The 19,258-nt window shown below is 62.6% G+C and carries 11 protein-coding genes and 1 pseudogene; 7 read left to right on the top strand and 5 right to left on the bottom strand.

Annotated elements, in window-relative coordinates; genetic code table 11:
- Positions 1–96 precede the first annotated feature (96 nt).
- The 6 genes and pseudogenes from HX814_RS17270 (at position 97) to HX814_RS31720 (ending at position 12,276) form a co-directional block, all read left to right on the top strand.
- Positions 97–993, top strand: a complete 897-nt coding sequence (locus HX814_RS17270) for a LysR family transcriptional regulator (RefSeq protein ID WP_177009231.1) — start codon at positions 97–99, stop codon at positions 991–993.
- A gap of 108 nt (positions 994–1,101) precedes the next feature.
- Positions 1,102–2,541: a YfcC family protein gene (locus tag HX814_RS17265; protein WP_177009232.1), complete on the top strand. Its 1,440-nt coding sequence runs from the start codon at positions 1,102–1,104 to the stop codon at positions 2,539–2,541.
- A gap of 19 nt (positions 2,542–2,560) precedes the next feature.
- Complete coding sequence (locus HX814_RS17260) at positions 2,561–4,363, top strand: CocE/NonD family hydrolase (protein ID WP_177009250.1); 1,803 nt, start codon at positions 2,561–2,563, stop codon at positions 4,361–4,363.
- A 64-nt stretch (positions 4,364–4,427) separates the two neighbouring features.
- The gene (locus HX814_RS17255; RefSeq protein WP_177009233.1) at positions 4,428–10,172 is read left to right on the top strand and encodes a membrane-targeted effector domain-containing toxin; all 5,745 of its coding nucleotides are present in this window, start codon (positions 4,428–4,430) and stop codon (positions 10,170–10,172) included.
- 151 nt (positions 10,173–10,323) lie between these two features.
- Positions 10,324–11,421: pseudogene (locus HX814_RS31725) on the top strand (methyl-accepting chemotaxis protein); the annotation flags it as partial.
- Complete coding sequence (locus HX814_RS31720; RefSeq protein ID WP_371132985.1) at positions 11,413–12,276, top strand: methyl-accepting chemotaxis protein; 864 nt, start codon at positions 11,413–11,415, stop codon at positions 12,274–12,276. The pseudogene HX814_RS31725 and the gene HX814_RS31720, both read left to right, overlap by 9 nt.
- A 651-nt stretch (positions 12,277–12,927) precedes the next feature.
- Here HX814_RS31720 and HX814_RS17245 read toward each other — a convergent pair.
- Genes HX814_RS17245 through HX814_RS17230 form a run of 4 tightly spaced genes read right to left on the bottom strand, consistent with a single transcriptional unit; the run spans position 12,928 to position 17,066 of the window.
- On the bottom strand, positions 12,928–13,296 hold the full coding sequence (locus HX814_RS17245; RefSeq protein ID WP_177009234.1) for a glyoxalase superfamily protein: 369 nt from the start codon (positions 13,294–13,296) through the stop codon (positions 12,928–12,930).
- 29 nt (positions 13,297–13,325) lie between these two features.
- Positions 13,326–14,789 carry an amidohydrolase family protein gene (locus tag HX814_RS17240; protein ID WP_177009235.1) on the bottom strand — a complete coding sequence of 488 codons (1,464 nt, stop codon included), beginning with the start codon at positions 14,787–14,789 and terminating at the stop codon, positions 13,326–13,328.
- Position 14,790: 1 nt separating this feature from the next.
- Positions 14,791–15,651, bottom strand: coding sequence for a MurR/RpiR family transcriptional regulator (locus HX814_RS17235; protein WP_177009236.1), 861 nt, complete (start codon positions 15,649–15,651; stop codon positions 14,791–14,793).
- Between the two features lie 11 nt (positions 15,652–15,662).
- Positions 15,663–17,066 carry a gluconate:H+ symporter gene (locus tag HX814_RS17230; RefSeq protein WP_017478510.1) on the bottom strand — a complete coding sequence of 468 codons (1,404 nt, stop codon included), beginning with the start codon at positions 17,064–17,066 and terminating at the stop codon, positions 15,663–15,665.
- Between the two features lie 193 nt (positions 17,067–17,259).
- Between HX814_RS17230 and HX814_RS17225 the strand changes: the two genes are divergently transcribed.
- Entirely contained in the window at positions 17,260–17,652 is a 393-nt protein-coding gene (locus tag HX814_RS17225; protein ID WP_003212286.1) for a lysozyme inhibitor LprI family protein, read from the top strand.
- A gap of 129 nt (positions 17,653–17,781) precedes the next feature.
- Here HX814_RS17225 and HX814_RS17220 read toward each other — a convergent pair whose 3' ends face one another.
- Positions 17,782–19,227: a SulP family inorganic anion transporter gene (locus HX814_RS17220; RefSeq protein ID WP_008436699.1), complete on the bottom strand. Its 1,446-nt coding sequence runs from the start codon at positions 19,225–19,227 to the stop codon at positions 17,782–17,784.
- Between the last annotated feature and the right edge of the window lie 31 nt (positions 19,228–19,258).

Raw genomic sequence — 19,258 nt, 5'->3', positions numbered from 1 at the left:
TGCGGCGGACACTAACGGCTCCTCGAACGCCCGGCAACGTTATGCGAGAAGCGCATCAGGCTATGCGCAAAGCCCTCAAACCACAGGAAAATCACGGTGAATCTCAAGCAGCTCGAAGCCTTCAAGGCGATCATGTCCACCGGTTCGACCATCGGTGCGGCGACCCGCATGGGCCTGTCGCAATCCGCGGTCAGCCGGTTGTTGAGCCAGTTGGAAGAGGCATTGGGTTTCGCGTTGTTCCTGCGCAAAAAGGGCCGCTTGATGGCGACCCCGGAGGCTGAAGAACTGCTCGCCGAAGTGGCCGGCCTGGTCGACGGCATGCAGCGTATCCAGCGCCTGGCAGATGAGATGCGCGTGGGCCGTTCGCGCAAGAGCCTGATCAAGGTCGGGGTGCCCACCAGCATGACCCAGGAGCTGCTGCCGCGGATCGTCGCCGAGTTTCTCAAGGGCCGGGAAGACATCGTCGTCGAGCTGCTGACCGGTTCCTACGACATGATCGAACGGGCCGTGCTCGACCGTTCCGCCGACCTCGGTTTTGTGCGCTTGCCTACCGAGATTCCCGACTTCGAGATTGAACCGGTGCTGGAAACCGAAGGCGTGTGCGTGATGCCCGCTGACCATCCGCTGACCCGCCACGCCTGCATCGAAGTGCAACACTTGCGGGACGTGCCGCTGGTAATGCTGGGCCGGCAACGGGCCCTGCGGGCGGAGTTGAACCAGGTGTTTCGCGCAGCCAACCTGACGCCACAGGTGCGGGTGGAAGTGCACTCGGTGGGCGCCGCGTGCAGCTTTGTCGCCGAAGGGCTGGGGGTGTCGATCGTCAATGGTTTGCTGGCCAGCCACTTCATGCATTTGCCGATTGTGGCCCGCCCGTTTCGACCGGCATTGCCCTATGCATTCGGCCTGGCGTTTCGCGCGGATGAACCCAGGTCCAAGGTGGTGACGGCGTTTGCCGAGCACCTCAAGCACCGCCTGGCCGCACAAAACGCATAGCCCAACCCAGCCCGCGCATAACGTTGTCGCCGTTAAAACTTTGCCCTAGTGTCCGCTCCACAAGTGTCACCCGACACAACAATAACAGCGCACACCGGGGCAACCAGCATGACCGAACCGCAGATCGTCCGTACCCACTCGCCCACTGATACGCCGGTGGCAACACCCGCGCAGCGCAAGCAGATCAACCCGGCCATCATTCTGCTGAGCATCGTGCTGCTGGCTGTCGCCTTCACCTACGCGGTGAACTCGGGCAAGTTCCAGCGCCAGAACGGCCTAGTGGTTCCGGGCTCCTATCAGGTGCTGGAAAAGCACGACTCCCTGGGCCAACTGTTCTCCCTCGAACCGCGCAAGGCCAGCGATACGGTCGCTCGCCCGGTATCGTTGGTCGAGGGCTTCATGGCCATTCCCCAAGGCATCGAAAAACGCGCCGCGCTGATTTTCATGGTGCTGTTCATCGGTGGGATGTTCGGCGTGTTGAACAAGGCCGGTGTGATTGATGCCGGTCTCGAACGCCTGCTGGGGCTGACCCGGGGCAATATCTACGTGCTGGTGCCCAGCCTGATGCTGGTGTTTTCCGCCGGCAGCACCTTCATGGGCCTGGCCAAGGAATTCATCCTGATCGTGCCGTTGATGGTGGCCATGGCCAACCGCTTGGGGCTGTCGAACCTGATCGGCCTGGCCATCGTGGCCATCTCGGTGAAGATCGGCTACCTGGCCTCCATCTCCAACCCGGTGGCGCTGTCCGTGGCGCAGCCGATGGTGGGGCTGCCGATTTTCAGCGGCCTGAGCATGCGCGTCCTGGCCTACTGCACGTTCCTGCTGGTGGGCATCGCGTTCGTACTGTGGAGTATCCGCAAGCATGGGTTTGATGCCAGCGCGCAGATCACCTTCGAACGCAAACCGCTGTCCCTGCGCCATCTGCTGAACCTGATCGTGCTGGGGGCCGGCATTGGTTTCCTGGTGTACGCCTCTAACCGCTGGGAGTGGAAATACCACGAGCTGTCGGCGTTCTACCTGCTGCTGACCGTGGCGTTCAGCGTAATCGCCGGGCTTGGCGCCAGCACCGCCGCCAGCGCCTTTGTCGACGGCATGAAAAAGGTGCTGATCGCCGGTGTGTTGATCGGCCTGGCGACCGCCGTGGAAATCATCCTCAGCACCGGCCAGGTGCTCGACACCATCGTCAACAACCTCGCCAACCTGGTGGGCGATCATGGCCCGGTGGTCTCGGCCTACGGCATGTTCTTCGCACAGCTGGGCCTGGATGTACTGATCCCGTCCACCTCGGGGCAGGCGGCGGTGACCATGCCGATCTTCGGGCCGCTGGGACAGCTCTCCGGCGTCAGCCCGCAAACCACGGTGTTCGCGTTTTTGATGGGCAACGGCCTGACCAACATGATCACCCCGACCTCCAGCGGCCTGTTGGTATTGCTGGCCACCGCCAACGTCGGCTGGGGCCAGTGGGCACGCTACATCCTGCCGCTGTTTCTGATCTATGCGGTGCTGGCGATGGTGTTGTTGGCCATTGCCGTAGGCACCGGGTACTGACCCCATGAGTGTTTTTCCCATGCAGACGTTGCACAACCAGATGATCGCCATGCGCGACGGCATCCACCTGGCCACCGATATCTACTTGCCCCACGGTCCAGGCCCTTTTCCGGTGGTGATCGAACGCACCCCGTACGACAAGAGCAAACCATCGCGCTCGGAAATCCAGCTCGACGGCCAGCACATCTCCCGCGAGCAAATGGCCGCGCGGTTCACCGCCCAGGGCTTTGTCGCGATCTTCCAGGATTGCCGCGGGCGCTATGCATCCGAAGGCGTGTTCACCAAATACACCGCCGAGGGCGAAGACGGTTGCGACACCCTGGCCTGGATCGTCGAGCAGCCGTGGTGCAACGGCAAGATTGGCAGCATGGGCCTGTCCTACGCCGCCCACACGCAACTGGCGATGGCCTGCCTGCATCCGCCGGGCCTCGCCAGCATGGTGCTGGACAGCGGCGGCTTCGCCAACGCCTACCAATGCGGGATTCGCCAGGGCGGCGCGCTGGAGCTCAAGCAGGCCACCTGGGCGTTTCGCCAGGCCAAGGAAAGCCCGGCGGCCCTGGCGGATCCGAAGATCCTCGAAGCCCTCGAACAGGAAGACATCCACCAGTGGTTCAAGCGCATGCCGTGGCACGCCGGGCAATCGCCCCTGCGGCATGTGCCGGAGTACGAAGCCTATCTGCTGGAGCAGTGGGCCCAGGGCGACTTCGGCCCGTACTGGCAAGCGCCGGGCATCTACGCCGAGGGGCATTACCACGATCTGCCGGATATCCCGGTGCTGTTCATGTCCAGTTGGTACGACGCCTATGTCAGTTCGACCCTCGCCAACTACGCGGCGTTTTGCGCCGGCAGTACGGCGCAGCATCAGTTGATCATGGGCCCCTGGCTGCATGGTGATCGCAATATCACTCACAGTGGCGATGCGGAATTTGGTGCGCCAGCGGCTTTCGACGGGCAGGTGGCGAAAGACTGGCTGAGCTGCCGCCTGGACTGGTTTGAACGCACCCTCAAGGGTTCGCCGCTGCCCGCCCCCGCGGCGGTGAAGGTGTTCTTGATGGGCGGTGGCACCGGTGAGCGCGATCAACAGGGGCGCTTGCAACATGGCGGGCACTGGATCGACAGTCATCAATGGCCGCTACCGGATAGCCGGCAACTCACCCTGCACCTCACCGCACAACGCCAACTGCAACCTGAACCGCCGACCACCGAGGGCCAGCTCAGCTACTGCGCCGACCCGGCCGATCCGGTGCCGACCATCGGTGGCGCCCTGACCTCCGGCGCGCCGATTTTTGTCGGCGGCGCTTTCGACCAACGCGAGCGGGCGGACTTCTTCGGTACCCGTGGCGACCAGCGCCCCCTGGCCGAGCGCAGCGATATCTTAAGCTTCCAGACCGAGCCACTCAGCCACGACCTGATCGTCGCAGGCCCGCTGCGCGTGGAACTGTGGATCGACAGCGATGCGCCCGACACCGACTTCACCGCCAAACTGGTCGACGTCTACCCGGACGGCTACGCCATGAACATCACCGACGGCATCCTGCGGGCCCGCTACCGAAACACCTGGGAGCACCCCACCCTGCTGACCCCGGGTGAGCGGGTCAAGGTGGTGATCGAACCCTTCGCCACCTGCAATCTGTTCCAGCGCGGCCACCGGTTGCGCCTGGACATCGCCAGCAGCAACTTCCCGCGCTTTGACGTCAACCCCAACAGCGGCGAAGCACCCGGCCAGGCAGAACATCCCAGGGTGGCGCGCAACACGCTACACCTGAGTACCGATTGCCCGTCACGCCTGATACTGACCGTGGTCGAGGCCTTGAGTAACTAACTACCGCCATCCACACGCCGAGACTGCGCACCCTCAGGGACCATTGACTCCCTGAGGACCGGCCATGCCCGCCCAGCCCCCGAACACATCACCACTTACCCCGGAACAACTGAACGGCTACCTGCTGCAAATCGGTCATCGTCTACAGATTTTCCCCAACGGCCACGCACCGGCAGCGCAGTCTTCTACCGAGTTGCTGGAGGTGCAGGCATTGCACACCGCCCTGGCAGAAGAAAGCCGCTGGAGCCTGCAGAACGCACAAGTGCATTACACCGTCCCCGGCGACTGGGTGATCCAGGGCGAACCCGGCCGGTTGAACCGCACGCGCATCAGCCAGGCATTGCACAAGAAGCTGGCCGCCCTGGAAATCGAACGGCGGCCCAACGGCCATCTACGCAAGAACTGGATACTCGACAGCCACCAGCCGATGCTGGAGGCCGAGGCCAGGCTGAAGGTCAAGGATCGCCTGCTCAGCCCTGCCGACCAGCTGCTGGTGACGAATATCGTCAGCGGCCCCGAGCTGCGCCCGGGTATCCATCGCCTGACGTTTCGCTACCGCCAGCAGACCATCGAGTTCGCCGGGGCGTTCGTCCTCACGCGCAGCCAGACACCGGCCACCCACCTGGAAATCGAGGACGGTGATGTGTTGCTGTTCACCCCGTCCAGAGGCCTGGAGGCTTTCACCTCGCTCAAACACCTGGATCGCACGCTGCAAGAGCGCATGAAGCAGTCGGCCTGGCGTCAGGAACTGCTGCAACACTTGCCGCGCCGTTACCAGCACTTGCGCGCGGCAAGTATCTGGCCGCTGGTGCCAGAGCCTATCGACAGCCTCCCGCTGAACGAACACACCTACAACGCCCTGCAGGACAAACAACATCAGGACATCGCGTTTGCCCTTGGCCTGGACGGCCATCCAGCGCCGACAGACGTCGCCAGAATGACCCTCGAACTGGACCAGGCGCTGCGCTGCTCGCCTTGGGACCTGTCCTCGCGCCTGGAACTGCGCGCGCAGCAGTTACTGGAAAAACTGCTCCACGAATCCGCCCCCGACTGGTACCGCCGCGCCAATGAGGCCCAGCGCAAAACCCTCGCCGAACACCTGCGCACTTACGAACACCTCAGCCTGCAAGTGCTGGCGCTGCTCGGCCCGGCGGCCTCGCCCGAGGCCATGGCACGCCTGCAATTGCTTGAGCACCTGGACGACGACATGGATATCCAGGGCCTGATCCCCGAGCAACTGCAGATCAGCACTGAACGCACCCTTAAGTCGGGCAACTCGTACAACCAGCACAACAACCTGGTGCAACTGGCGGTACGTGGCTTGCACCGTGGCGATGAACACGCCGGTTCCGAGTTTCTCAAGCACACCCAACTGACCTACGGCCAGCAGCCATTGCCGCCCGAGTTCCAGGACGTCACCCCGGCTTACCTCGCCGAGCTGCTGGCCAAGGTTCAACCAAGCCTGACCTTCGCCGAAGAACAAAAGCGCGCCCACAGTTTGCCCGCCGTACAGGAAGCCATGCAGCAGATGCTCGACAGCCGCCTGCACGCGCTGGCCTACAGTGCATCGTTGCAAAACCATATCAGCGCGGACGACTACGCACTGCTGCAAACCCTGAGTGAAGGCCCCTCGCCCACACTCACTGCCTGCTGCCTGTTCCTGCACAAGGCTCCGCTCAAGGACCTGTGGGTGCTGCGCCAGACCGATGCAACGGGCGCGGTCAAACGCTTGCTGCTGTGCACGCCACACGCGCCACGCGCCGAACAGTTCCAGGCCTTTGGCAGCGAGCGGGAATTGCAGGCGCATATCCTCGGCTGGAGCCAGGAGATAGCGTTCGCTCCCGGTTCGCGCAGCATGAAAGACTACCTGCTTGAACAGTTGGTCAGCCGGATCCGGCCCAAATACAGCGCGATGCTTTCCGCCCTGGGTTTTACCCCGGCCAGCCTTGAGTATTTGATGATCAGTTTCGGCGCGCCCTCCACCTATGACGCCTGCCTGGTGGAAATGAGCACCACGACGCTGGCCATGCAGGCCGATGAATACCTGTATCAGATGCCCAAGTGGCTGAGCCAGGCATCGGCAGCCGACCGACAGAAACTCGCCGATCTCAAGGAACAGGCACTGGGCGCGGCACAGGCCTACGCCGCAAGCCCGGGTAGCCCACAACAGTTTCCCGACTTCGACAGTTACCTGCACAAGGCGGCAAAAGCCGCCCTCAACCAACTGCTCGGCAACCCGATCCCGGCGGTAGACCCAAACCTCGTGGGCGTGATCACCCCGCGCGAACGCGTCAGCTACACCACGCTGTACCGCAACGGCTACGACGCCAGCCTGGGCTTTATCAACCCCGACGCCAGCACCACCGCGCAGTTCAAGGGACCGCCCGGCGTCGACCTGAGTCGACTCACCGCGCAAACGGTGAGCAACTCGGTCAGAGGCACCTGGATCGGTGACCGCTATGTCGCCGAGGTCGAGAAAACCCTGTTGGACCCGCAAGGCCCCCACTATGCATGGCGCCGCAACATGGCCCTGGAGGTTGCCCAACTGCACATGCACGTCGCCGCGCTTGAGTGCTGCCTGCAAGGCTGCCTGGCAACAGGCGACCTGGCCTGGCTGGAAAAAAGCATCGACAGCCTGGCCGATAACAGCGATGCCGTGCGCAATCGGTATCGGCTCTATCCCCTGCACATCAGCGGCCAAGTGATCGATGGCTGCTACCTGTTCCACCACGCCAACGACCTGCCCCTGCTCTACACCCCGCACGCACCGGATGGCATCGCCTTCAGGCCGCAACGGGAATTCAACGAACGCCTGAAAAACCTTGAAGGCATGGACACCTACTACATCAGCCGGGTCGCCAGCGTTGAGCGCGCGGCGTTCGAGCCGAGGTTGCATGCGTTGGTGGCCGGCCTATCGGCACAGCTCAAGGGGGTGTATTCCAAGCCGGTGTTCGACGAAGTGCCTCGCACCGCACTGCCGCTCAAGAACCTGCATTACCACACCTACGACAAAAAGCTGCGTCACCGTATCGACGAAGTCAAAAGCACCACCACCGGGCGCTTGCAGATGATCATTGAGCTGGTCAGCGTGATCGGCGAAATCACCATTGCCGTGCTGACCGCGCCCTTCCCGGCACTGAGCCTGGCCTTGGGCGGCTTGCTGGTGTTCAAGGATTCGATGCTCGCCCTGCATGCCTACAGCCGCAACGACACCGCCGCCGCGCTGGGACACTATCTGGGTGCGCTGCTCAATGCCGGCGGGACGTTGTTGACCGACCTGCGGCCCCTGCTGTTCGCCCCCGTCAAGCTCGCCCGTCCGCCGTTACGCCATATTGCCCGGGTGACCAAGGACCAACAGGCCATGACCTTGATCAAGCAACTGCAACCGCAGCCCCCATTGCCGCAGGGCATGCAGCCCGTGCTGTTTGCCGGCGACAGCCTGTGGGCCTCGCACACCCCGGACAGCCTGGGGCGATTCCTGTTGTTTCGCTACGACAACACCAGCGGGCAATTGCGCTCCACCGGCAAGCTGGTGAACCAGACGGTGGACGGCCAGTGGCAGCGCTCCGGTGTCATCGGTGGCATGCCTGGCCCTGAAAGACTCGGCCAGCCCTATGAGTTGTCGGAAAAGTTTCGTCGCGACGTATCGGCTGTCATCGCCCCCGAGGACCGGTCGGCGCTGTTCCTGCAAATCGCCTACCTGGATCGAGACCTCAATACCCACAGCATCTGGATCTCGCGTCGGCAACTCGCCCCGGCACTCAAACAGCACCTGGACAATGTCAGGGCCCTGACGGATGACGCCGACGCGTTTTTTGCACGGTTGCCCGCCGTGGTTCCCCGGGCCGAAACCCTGAACCCGGCGCCAGACATCGCCCTGCGTGATTTGCTCAAGCTGCTGATCGATGACGCGCACAACCTGGTGGTAGGCGAGGCACCGTTTTCCACCGCGGCTAAACAGGTGCTGATCGAAAACATGCAGTACCTGCGCGAACTGAACGTGACGGTTCTCTATATCGAGCCACTGTGGCGCGACATTCATCACCTGAAAACCCACTCACGGTTTTCCAGTGGCTTCTCGAAACGGGCCGAGGGCCAGCTCAAATCCATCGACAAGGAAAATTACCGCGACCCCGACGGGTTGCACGGCCACTGGATGCTGGTAAACACCGCGCAACAGCACGGGATTGAGGTTCGGCCGTTGAACGCCTCAAGCTCCTACGACCTGGAAAACACCCTGTGCCTGTTTGATTCACGCCCGGCCCCGATTCGCGCCAACCGGCTGACCAACTTTTACTCCCACACCCTCATCAACGACGACCAGGCGAAAAAACCGGGCGAACGCTGGATAGCGTTGGTTGATCAAAAACGCATGAGCACCTATCGCGGCACGCCGGGCCTGGCCGACCTGCAAAAGAGCATTGCCCTGCGGGTCGACGACGCCTTCGACCAACCCACCCGAGTCATCGCGGATGTGGCCGGCGGCATTCCCGGCGATGCCCTGGCCAAGGGCGACCTGAAGCTGTCGTTGCACACGGCACGCCAACCGGCGCCGCACCCGGGGCCCTCGGTGGAGCGCTCACACGCGCTACGGCCAACGCGCCCTCTGCCTGTTGAGGCGCCGCGCCACTTCAGCACCTTTGACCTGCCCCATGAACACCTGGGCCTGATCAGCGAGGAAATCACCTTGCCGATAGGCACGCGTGAAGCGCTCTTCGCCACCGCCTACAGGGAGACCGCCAGCAGCCGTCGCGCGGCGCAAACCACCTTCGACCAGACCCGCAAAAAACTTCAGGATCAGGCCCAGGCGTTTTTTACCGAACACACACCGCCTGCTCGGGGAGCACTGCCTGCGGTCGACCCGACCCTGGATGAGGCGAAATTTATCGATCAACTGCTGGACACCGCCGATGGCCTGGTAGTCGGCGAAGCCCACGCCGGTACGTCGAGCAAAGGCTTCCTCAGCCGGCACATGGAATACCTGAAGGGCCCGCGAGAAGTAAAAACCCTGTACATGGAGCAACTCACCACCGAGCTGCATCAAGCCGACCTGGATATCGTCCACAGCCTGGGCTTTATGCCAGATGAACTGTGGAGCTACCTCAACGCATTGGACAAAGGCCACGGCGTACCGGCCGACAGCCCCTACGGTTTTGTCAGCCTGGTGCAGGTGGCGATGAAGCATAACGTGCGGATCCGCGCACTCGACTGTGTCGCCAGCTTGCGGGTGGACGGCATGCCCGCCTCCAGGACATCAATGTTCAACTACTTTGCGACCCAGGTGATCCGCGCCGACCAGCTTCAACAGGGGCCACACAAGTGGGTCGCGCTGGTGGGCGAAACGCACGCCAATACCCATCGCGGCGTACCGGGCATTGCCGAGCTCAACAACGGCATCAGTCTGCTGCTGGACGATGTGCCTCCCGGCTCGGCCAGCGGCTTTGTGCGTGAGCCCGCCAGCGTCCAAGCGCTGCCGCGCGAGCAGCAATGGCCACTGGTGCGCTACGACTTCAAGAAAAACGTCGAAGTCGCCGGTGCGCCATTGCCGCTACCTGCCACGCCCGCACCACCCCTCAGCCTCGAACAACGCCTGCGGCGCAAAGGCGACTACCTGCTTCAGCGCACCCTGGACGACGGGTTGGAGATGGTCCATAAAAACCGCGACGGCGTACTGGTCCACACCGCGTTGCAGCAGGATGCCAGGGGGCACTTCGTCAATCGCTGGAACCTGGATGACCGCCGTTTCAGCAGCAGGGAAGCGTTGATCGACATCATCACCACCAGCAAAAGAATGCGCCAAGTCCACTGATCCTCGCACCGCCCTCTGCATGAGGGCGGTGCGACCGCTCGTCGCTCACGTTCCATAAATCCTGCCCTCACGAAAAAACCGTTTCAGCTCTCGCCAGGGCTGCCGATACCTCCTGACTACCCATCGGCTGGTCGCTACTTCCAGCAACCGGATGTACCCGCAAATCTGTTCCTGGAGGAATGCGATGAATAGTTGGTTCGGCAACATCAGCGTCAATATGAAACTGGGCCTGGGCTTCGGCCTGGTACTGGTACTCACCTCGATCCTCGCGCTCACCGGCTGGACCAGCCTGGGCGGCCTGATCGACCGCAGTAACTGGATGAGCGACATCACCCAGCTCAACGCTTCGCTGACCAAACTGCGAATCGTGCGCCTGCAATACATGTTGGCCAACGGCGACGAAGCCGTGGCGCAAAACGTGCAGACCAACCTCGACGGTTTTGTCGCCCAGCAACAGAAGCTGCTGGACAGCTTCAAGAGCCCGGACAACCTCAAGCTGCTCAATGAGCAAAAAGCGATCATCACCGCTTACCAGCAGTCCTTGAACAAAATGCGCGAGGCCTACCGCAACGGTAACGCCGCGCGCCAGGTCATGGGCGACAAGGCTGACATCGCCAATGCGCAGATCAGTGCCCTGGACGCCAGCGTGCGGCAGATGCCCGAGAGCACCGAGCGCTTTGCCCAGTTCGAGGCCGTGACCAGCGCCAAGGAACAGTTCCAGTTGGCCCGCTACGAAGTGCGCGGCTACACCGGTAACGTCAACGCCGAGACTGAAGCCCGCGCTGCCGCGCAGATCGAGAAAGCCATCGACGGTTTGAAAGGCCTGCACGCAGCGTTTGGCGCCAGCCAACAGCCTGCACTGACAGCCCTGGAAACCGCCCTCGGCGCCTATCGCAGCGCGGTGCAGAACTACAAGGCGGCCAACGCCAACATCGTCTCGGCCCGGGCAGAAATGACCACCCAGGGCACCGACATTGTCACCATCAGCGACAAGCTGTACGACATCCAGCTGCAACGCCGCGACGCCGAAAGCGCCCAGGCCCGCAGCCTGCAACTGATCAGCACATTGCTGGCCTTGCTGGTGGGCATCGTGGCTGCGGTGATCATCACCCGCCAGATCACCCGCCCACTGCGCGAGACCCTCGCCGTGGTGGAGCGCATCGCTTCCGGCGACCTGAGCCACAACATCCAGGTGACCCGCCGCGACGAACTCGGCGTGTTGCAGCAAGGCATCCAGCGCATGGGCACCACCCTGCGTGAACTGATCAGCGGCATCCGTGACGGCGTGACCCAGATCGCCAGCGCCGCCGAAGAGCTGTCGGCCGTGACCGAACAGACCAGTGCCGGGGTCAACAGCCAGAAGATCGAGACCGATCAAGTGGCCACCGCTATGCACGAAATGACTGCCACCGTGCAGGAAGTCGCACGCAACGCCGAACAAGCGTCCCAGGCTGCCTCGGCCGCCGACGGTGAAGCCCGTGCCGGTGACAAGGTGGTGGCCGAAGCCATCGCCCAGATCGAGCGCCTGGCAGCTGAAGTGGCACGCTCCACCGACGCCATGACGCACCTGCAACAAGAGAGCAACAAGATCGGCAGCGTGATGGACGTGATCAAGGCCGTGGCCGAGCAGACCAACCTGCTGGCGCTCAACGCCGCCATCGAAGCCGCCCGTGCCGGTGAAGCCGGTCGCGGTTTTGCGGTGGTCGCCGATGAGGTGCGCGGCCTGGCCCAGCGCACCCAGAAATCCACCGAAGAAATCGAAGGCCTGGTGGCCGGTTTGCAGAACGGCACCCAGCAAGTGGCCGCCGTGATGAACAACAGCCGCAGCCTCACCGACAGCAGCGTCGAACTGACGCGCAAGGCCGGTGTGTCACTGGAAAACATCACCCGTACGGTATCGAATATCCAGTCGATGAACCAGCAGATCGCCGCAGCCGCCGAGCAGCAGAGTGCCGTGGCGGAAGAGATCAGCCGCAGCATCGTGAATGTACGGGACGTGTCGGAGCAGACGGCAGCGGCCAGTGACGAGACGGCCAAGTCAAGTGTGGAACTGGCGCGTTTGGGCGGGCAGTTGCAGCAGATGGTCAGCCATTTCCGGGTGTAAATCCCAGGCACAAAAAAGCCGCCCCGGTCGAAACCGGGGCGGCCCACTTCTCAGACCTTAACGGTCATCAAAGCTGTCCCGCAGGAATTTCCACACGTGATAAACACGCAGGGAGTTCACTACGAGGTCCCACGTACGTCGTGCAAACTTGGACATACTCGGCCCTCCATCAGTTGGGCCTACCTCCAACGCACTTACCGGAACACGTGAGCCTTCGGACGCAGGTCAATGCTTCCAGTGAGGCGGCCGGGCTTTGGGTCCTCCCGCATGAATCCGGCACGGATTACTAGCCCGTGGCGTTCGGTCCATAAATTCGCGCGCGTACCCAGCCCACCTACAAACGACATACACAGAACGGGGGCGATACTAACCAACATCCCGCTCAAAGGTGTGACCTGGGAGAACTAATCCACCGGTAACGCTCCAAGAATTTATTGCCAGTTTTTGCAGTCGTCCTTAAATAGCGTAGATCTCAAAGAACTGAAAACACCGAGTGTCACCAGGCCTTGCGTGATGCCTGAACCGACAGTAGTATCCGGTCAGCAGGTCAATGCTTCCGGTGAGGCGCAACCCCAGCCGCGAACTGGGATTGCAATAAAAAACCGCCCTACTAAGGCGGTTTTTTATTGCCTGCGATTTATGCGCGCAGCCTCATCTGCTGACTTCTTCAACAAACACCAACCGGTTCCCCGACGGGTCGCTGATGCTCATCTCGCGGCTGCCCCATGGCGTGTCTTCAATCCCCGGCTTGGCGTTGCGGTAATTCCTGGCCAGCAACTGTTGCTGGTACGCTTCCAACCCTTGAGCCTGAATCCGCACCGCCGCACCTGGCGTGCAATCGCCATGGTGCTCGGACAAGTGCAGCACGCAGTCCCCCAGCGACACCTGCAGGTACAGCGGAAAGTTGTCTTCAAACCGGTGCTGCCAATCGACCTTGAACCCCAGGAAGTCGACGTAGAACTCCAACGTTTTGGCCTCGTCGAAACTGCGCAAGATGGGGGTGACTTTTCCTAAGTGCATGGCGATTGCTCCGTGTTTGAGAGCGGCCACTATACGGCCGCAAACCCGTTTCGCAAATCCCCACTGCGCGCCAGGAATCGTCCGGGACGCTGCCCGTTGGCCTGCCCGTCGCTGTAGCTGAGCACGCCGTTGACCCACACACCGTCAATCCCTTCCGCCGCGCGCTGCGGCTCTTTGAAGTCCGCCACATCCCGCACCCGCAACGGATCAAACAGCACCAGATCGGCCCAGTGTCCTTCACGGATTTCACCGCGCTCGGCCAAGCCAAAGCGCGCTGCCGACAGTCCGGTCATCTTGTGCACGGCGGTGTGCAGCGGGAACAAGCCAAGGTCCCGGCTGAAATGCCCCAGTACCCGGGGAAACGCGCCCCACAGACGTGGATGAGGAAACGGATCTTCCGGCAAACCATCCGAGCCAATCATCGACAGCGGATGCGCCAGGATGCGCTGCACGTCGGTTTCGTCCATCCCGTAATACACCGCCCCGGCGGGTTGCAGGCGGCGGGCGGCGTCCATCAGCGGCACCGCCCACTCGGCGGCGATATCCTGCAGATCCCGCCCGCCCATTTCCGGATGCGGCGCAGACCAGGTGATGGTGATGCGAAACGCATCGGTGACTTGCTTGAGGTCCAGGGTCGAAGAGCTGGCCGCATACGGGTAGCAATCGCAGCCCACCGGATGGGTCTTCGCCGCGTGTTCCAGCGAGGCCAACAACTGCGGACTGCGCCCCCAGTTACCGGCGCCCGCGCACTTGAGGTGGGAAATGATCACCGGCGCCTTGGCATGCCGGCCGATCAGAAAAGCCTCGTCCATCGCCTCCAGCACCGGTTCGAATTCGCTGCGCAAATGGGTGGTGTACACCGCGCCATAAGCCGTCAGTTCTTCACTCAACTGCAGCACTTCAACGGTCTCGGCGTTGAAGGCGCTCGCGTATGCAAGCCCGGTGGATAAACCCAGGGCACCGTCCGCCAGACTCTCCTGCAACTGCACGCGCATCGCGGTGATTTCACCCGGCGTGGCGGTACGGTGCAGGTCGTCCATATGGTTGCTGCGCAGCGCGGTGTGGCCGATCAGCGCCGCCACATTGACGGCCGGGTGGGCGTTTTCCACCGCCGCGCGGTAATCGCTGAACCGTGGGTAGGCAAAGGCCTCGGCGGTGCCCAGCAGGTTCATCGGGTCCGGCGGATCAGCCTGCAAGCTCACGGGCGAGGCGCTGATGCCGCAGTTGCCGACAATCACCGTGGTCACGCCCTGGCTCAGCTTGGGCAGCATCTGCGGGTGACGGATCACCACCGTGTCGTCGTGGGTGTGCACGTCGATAAACCCCGGCGCCAATACGCGCCCGGCAGCGTCGATTTCATGCTCGGCGCTGTCCCGGGACAGGTCGCCGATCTTCTCGATACGGCCCTCGTGCACTGCCACATCGGCGACATAGCCGGGGGTGTTGCTGCCATCAATGATCAGCGCCTGGCGGATCAGCGTGTGGTACTTCATCTCAATCTCCAAGCGGCAGGCTGTCAGGGCCGCCGCGATAATCGTCCAGGGCCAGCTTGATCCGTCGCAGGCGTTCCTGGTTGTCGTCCGGCATGGCCAAGGCCAGCTCGGTAGCGAGCACATCGATGGCCAACAGCATTCCGTAGCGCGCCGCCGTTGGCTTGTAGATAAAACTGGTTTCGGCCGGTTGCAGCGGCAGCAGCACATCGGCCAACTGCGCCAGCGGAGAATCCGGCAGGGTGATGGCGATGATTTTGGCGCCGTAGTTACGCGCCAATGCCACCACGCCCAATACCTCCGGGGTGATACCGGTCAGCGAGCAAACAATCAGTGCATGCTCCGAACCCAAGGTGGCGGCCGTCACCCGCATCATCACCGGGTCGTGGCAAGCGGCGATCGAGTAGCCCAGGCGCACCAGGCGCACTTGCAACTCGTCGCTGCACAGGCTCGACGGCCCGCCCATGCCGAACGCGTGGATCATCCGCGCATTGCCCAGCAGGCTCACGGCGTCGACAAAGCTGCGCTGGTTGAAACCGGACAGATGCCGGCGCAACGTCGCCTCGATATCGCTGAGAATCTGCCGGTGAAACGCCGACTGCTCCGGCAGGCCCGCCGGGTCGAGGAAACGGCTGCCGACACCGCTGGCCTGGGCCAGTTGCAGGCGCAGATCACGCAGGTCGCGGCAGCCGACGCTGCGGGCAAAACGCGACAAGGTGGCGGTGCTGACCTCGGCCCGTTGGGACAACTCTTCCAGGCTGGCGGACGCTGCAAAGCCGACGTCATCAAGCATCAACTTGGCGATACGCCCTTCGCCGGCGCTGAAGGAATCCTGGCGGGCGCGGATCTGGTAGAGGATGTCCATGAGGTCTCCGGTTACAGGATGCAGGACAGACCATACGTCAGACCGAAGGCAACCACCGAAATCAGGGTTTCCAGCACGGTCCAGGTCTTGAAGGTCTGGATCACCGTCATATTGAAGTATTCCTTGATCAGCCAGAAGCCGCCGTCGTTCACGTGGGAAAAGATTACCGAACCCGCACCAGTGGCCAGCACCAGCAATTCCGGATGGGGATAACCCAGGCCCATCGCAACCGGTGCGACCACGCCTGAGGCCGTGGTCATGGCCACGGTGGCCGAGCCGGTGGCGATGCGCATCAGCGCGGCGAACAGCCAGCCCATCACCAAAGGCGACAGGTTGAAAGCGTGGGCCAGGCCAAGGATTTCATTGGTGACCCCAGCGTCCACCAGAATCCGGTTCAAACCACCGCCCGCACCCACCAGCAAGGTGATGCTGGCGGTCGGTGCCAGGCATTCGTTGGTGAACTTGAGGATCGACTCGCGGTTGAAACCCTGGGCCAGGCCCAGCGTCCAGAAGCTCACGAGGGTCGCCACCAGCAGCGCAATCACCGAGTTACCGATAAACAACAGGAACTGGTTAAAGGCGGTGCCCGGTGTGGAAATCAGGTTGGCCCAGCCGCCGATCATCATCAGCACCACCGGTAACAGGATGGTGCCCATGGTCAGGGCGAAACTCGGCAGGCGGGTGCGCGGCTCGCGGTCGATGAACTGGCGCTCCAGCGGGTTTTCCGCGGGCAGGTGAATGTGCGGCACGATAAATTTGGCGTACAGCGGGCCGGCAATGATCGCGGTGGGTATGCCGATCAAAATTGCATACAGCACCGTCTGCCCGACCGAGGCGTTATAGGCCAGCACCGCCATCATCGCCGCCGGATGCGGCGGCACCAGCGCATGCACCACCGACAAGCCCGCCACCATCGGCAGGCCGACCATCAGGATCGACACGCCCACCCGCCGCGCCACGGTAAACGCGATCGGCACCAGCAACACAAAACCGACCTCGAAAAACAGCGGCAGCCCCACCAAGAACGCGATACACACCATTGCCCAGTGCGCGTTACGCTCGCCGAACCGGTTGATCAGCGTGCGCGCCACCTGCTCGGCGCCACCGGACTCGGCCATCATCTTGCCGAGCATGGTGCCCAGCGCGACCACCAGCGCAATATGCCCCAGCGTCTTGCCGACGCCCGCCTCGTAGGAGCCCATGATCGTGTCCGCCGGCATTCCGGCCAACAGCGCCAGGCCGATAGACACCAGGGTGATGACGATAAACGGGTTGAGCCGGTAACGCGCGATCAATACGATCAATGCAATGATGGCGATGGCGGCGTAGATCAACAGCCAATACCCCGGTGATGCGGCCATGCGGTACTCCTCGGAAAGGGTCACGTCGAATAGGTTGTGAAAGTCATAAATCATTACCCAGGTGTATTTTCAATTTTTATGAAAGTAATTTTCGCCCACAGACAAGCCCTGTCGCGCAGGGATATGCCCAGGGTCAGTGGATGAAAATTCGGGGGGCGTTTTTACATGAAGATCGCCGGGGCTGGAAACTCAACTGCGCAGGCCGAGTCTTAGACTGCACACCGACTCATGACCAGGAAAACCCAGAATGAATCGTAACCCCCTGCTTGTTCCTTTCGCCGCCGGCGCACTGTTGCTGGCCTTGTGCGGCACGGCCTCGGCCGATGAGAACCCGGCACTGAAAAAATGCATGGACGGCGCCAACACCACCGCCGACATGGTCGATTGCAACGCCAAGGAAACCAAGGTGCAGGACGCGCGCCTGAACACCGCCTACAAAACCGCGATGACGGCGATGGAAGGCAACCGCAAGCAGCAGCTGCAGGACGTACAACGCCAGTGGCTCAAGTTTCGCGATGCCAATTGCGGCTTCATCGGCTCAGCCACCGGCGGCACTATTGATCAGGTCAACGGCTCCGGCTGCGTGCTGGACATGACCCAGACCCGCGCCCAGGAACTGGAAAACCTGGTCGGGCCATGATCGTTCCCACGCTCTGCGTGGGAATGCATCCTGTGACGCTCCGCGTCACGATTTTAAGAGCGGACGCGGAGCGTCCAAAGCGGCGTTCCCACGCAGAGCGTGGGAACGATCATCGCACTTCAACAACGGTCAGTCGTGCTGCACCCGTGCACGCTTGAGCAGTTTGCGGCAGCGCTCGGACAGGTGCAGCACCCGCAAATGCTTGCCGGCCTTGGCGTAGCGCTCCCGCAAGGTCATCAACGCGGCAATCGCCGAATAGTCGACGAAGCTCAAGTGACGGCAATCCAGCGTCACCTGGGCCGGGTCGTTGGCCGGATCGAAGCGATTCAAAAACGGCGTGGTCGAGGCAAAAAACAGCGTGCCGTGCACCCGATAGAGTTTGCTGCCGTCCGCTTCCATATGTTCATCCGCGTACAACTCGCGCGCCTGCTGCCAGGCGAAGTTCAGCGCCGCAATCACAATCCCGCACAGCACTGCCGTCGCCAGGTCGGTGAACACGGTAATCACCGTCACCGCCATGATCACCAGCACGTCGTTGAGCGGCACCTTGTTGATCACCCGCAGGGACGCCCAGGCAAACGTCTGCTGGGACACCACAAACATCACCCCCACCAGCGCCGCCAGCGGAATGCGCTCGATCAGCGGTGACAGAAACAGAATGAACAGCAGGATCATCACCCCGGCAAATACCCCGGAGAAGCGCCCGCGCCCGCCGGAGCTGAGGTTGATCACGGTTTGCCCGATCATCGCGCAGCCGCCCATGCCGCCGAACAGGCCCGAGACCATGTTGGCGGCACCCAAGGCCACGCTTTCGCGGTCCGGGTAGCCGCGGGTTTCGGTGATTTCGTCGGTGAGGTTGAGGGTCAGCAGGGTTTCCAGCAGGCCGACCATGGCCATCAGGATCGCGTAGGGCGCGATGATGTGAAGGGTTTCGAGGGTCCAGGGAATCTGTGGCAGCGCGAAGGTCGGCAGGCCGCCGGCGATGTGGGCCATGTCGCCCAGGGTGCGGGTCGGCAGGCCGAGCAGGTACACCGCCAGGCCCACGCCGAGGATCGCCACCAAAGCCGGAGGCACCGCGCGGGTCAGGCGCGGCAGCAGGTAGACGATGGCCATGGTTGCCGCGACCAGCCCGGTCATTACGTACAGCGGCGTGCCGCTGAGCCAGGTGTCACCGCTCTTGAAATGCTCCAGCTGCGCCAGGGCAATGATGATCGCCAGGCCGTTGACGAACCCGAGCATCACCGGGTGCGGCACCATGCGCACCAGCTTGCCCAGGCGCAACAGGCCGAAGGCGACCATGATCAACCCGCCCAGTAATACCGTGGCCAACAGATACTGCACGCCGTGCTGCACCACCAGCGCGACGATCACCACCGCCATCGAGCCGGCGGCCCCGGAGACCATGCCAGGCCGGCCGCCGAACAGCGCGGTGAGGGTGCAGATGATGAATGCGCCGTAGAGGCCCATCAGCGGGTTGAGGTGAGCCACCAGGGCAAAGGCGATGCATTCGGGCAGCAAGGCAAAAGACGTGGTGAGTCCGGCCAGGGCGTCGGCGCGCAGACGGGTGAGGTTCATTGAAGTACCGGGGAGTTGCGGGGGATAAGGC

The sequence above is a fragment of the Pseudomonas sp. C8002 genome (genome assembly GCF_013385765.1).
Taxonomy (GTDB): Bacteria; Pseudomonadota; Gammaproteobacteria; order Pseudomonadales; family Pseudomonadaceae; genus Aquipseudomonas.
This window is presented reverse-complemented; position numbering and strand designations above follow the sequence as displayed.

Excerpts from the sequence above, each read along its gene's own strand:
- HX814_RS17265 (WP_177009232.1), top strand. The coding sequence starts at position 1,102 with ATGACCGAACCGCAGATCGTCCGTACCCACTCGCCCACTGATACGCCG.
- HX814_RS17260 (WP_177009250.1), top strand. The coding sequence starts at position 2,561 with ATGCAGACGTTGCACAACCAGATGATCGCCATGCGCGACGGCATCCAC.
- HX814_RS17255 (WP_177009233.1), top strand. The coding sequence starts at position 4,428 with ATGCCCGCCCAGCCCCCGAACACATCACCACTTACCCCGGAACAACTG.
- HX814_RS31720 (WP_371132985.1), top strand. The coding sequence starts at position 11,413 with ATGGGCACCACCCTGCGTGAACTGATCAGCGGCATCCGTGACGGCGTG.
- HX814_RS17245 (WP_177009234.1), bottom strand. The coding sequence starts at position 13,296 with ATGCACTTAGGAAAAGTCACCCCCATCTTGCGCAGTTTCGACGAGGCC.
- HX814_RS17240 (WP_177009235.1), bottom strand. The coding sequence starts at position 14,789 with ATGAAGTACCACACGCTGATCCGCCAGGCGCTGATCATTGATGGCAGC.
- HX814_RS17235 (WP_177009236.1), bottom strand. The coding sequence starts at position 15,651 with ATGGACATCCTCTACCAGATCCGCGCCCGCCAGGATTCCTTCAGCGCC.
- HX814_RS17230 (WP_017478510.1), bottom strand. The coding sequence starts at position 17,066 with ATGATTTATGACTTTCACAACCTATTCGACGTGACCCTTTCCGAGGAG.
- HX814_RS17225 (WP_003212286.1), top strand. The coding sequence starts at position 17,260 with ATGAATCGTAACCCCCTGCTTGTTCCTTTCGCCGCCGGCGCACTGTTG.
- HX814_RS17220 (WP_008436699.1), bottom strand. The coding sequence starts at position 19,227 with ATGAACCTCACCCGTCTGCGCGCCGACGCCCTGGCCGGACTCACCACG.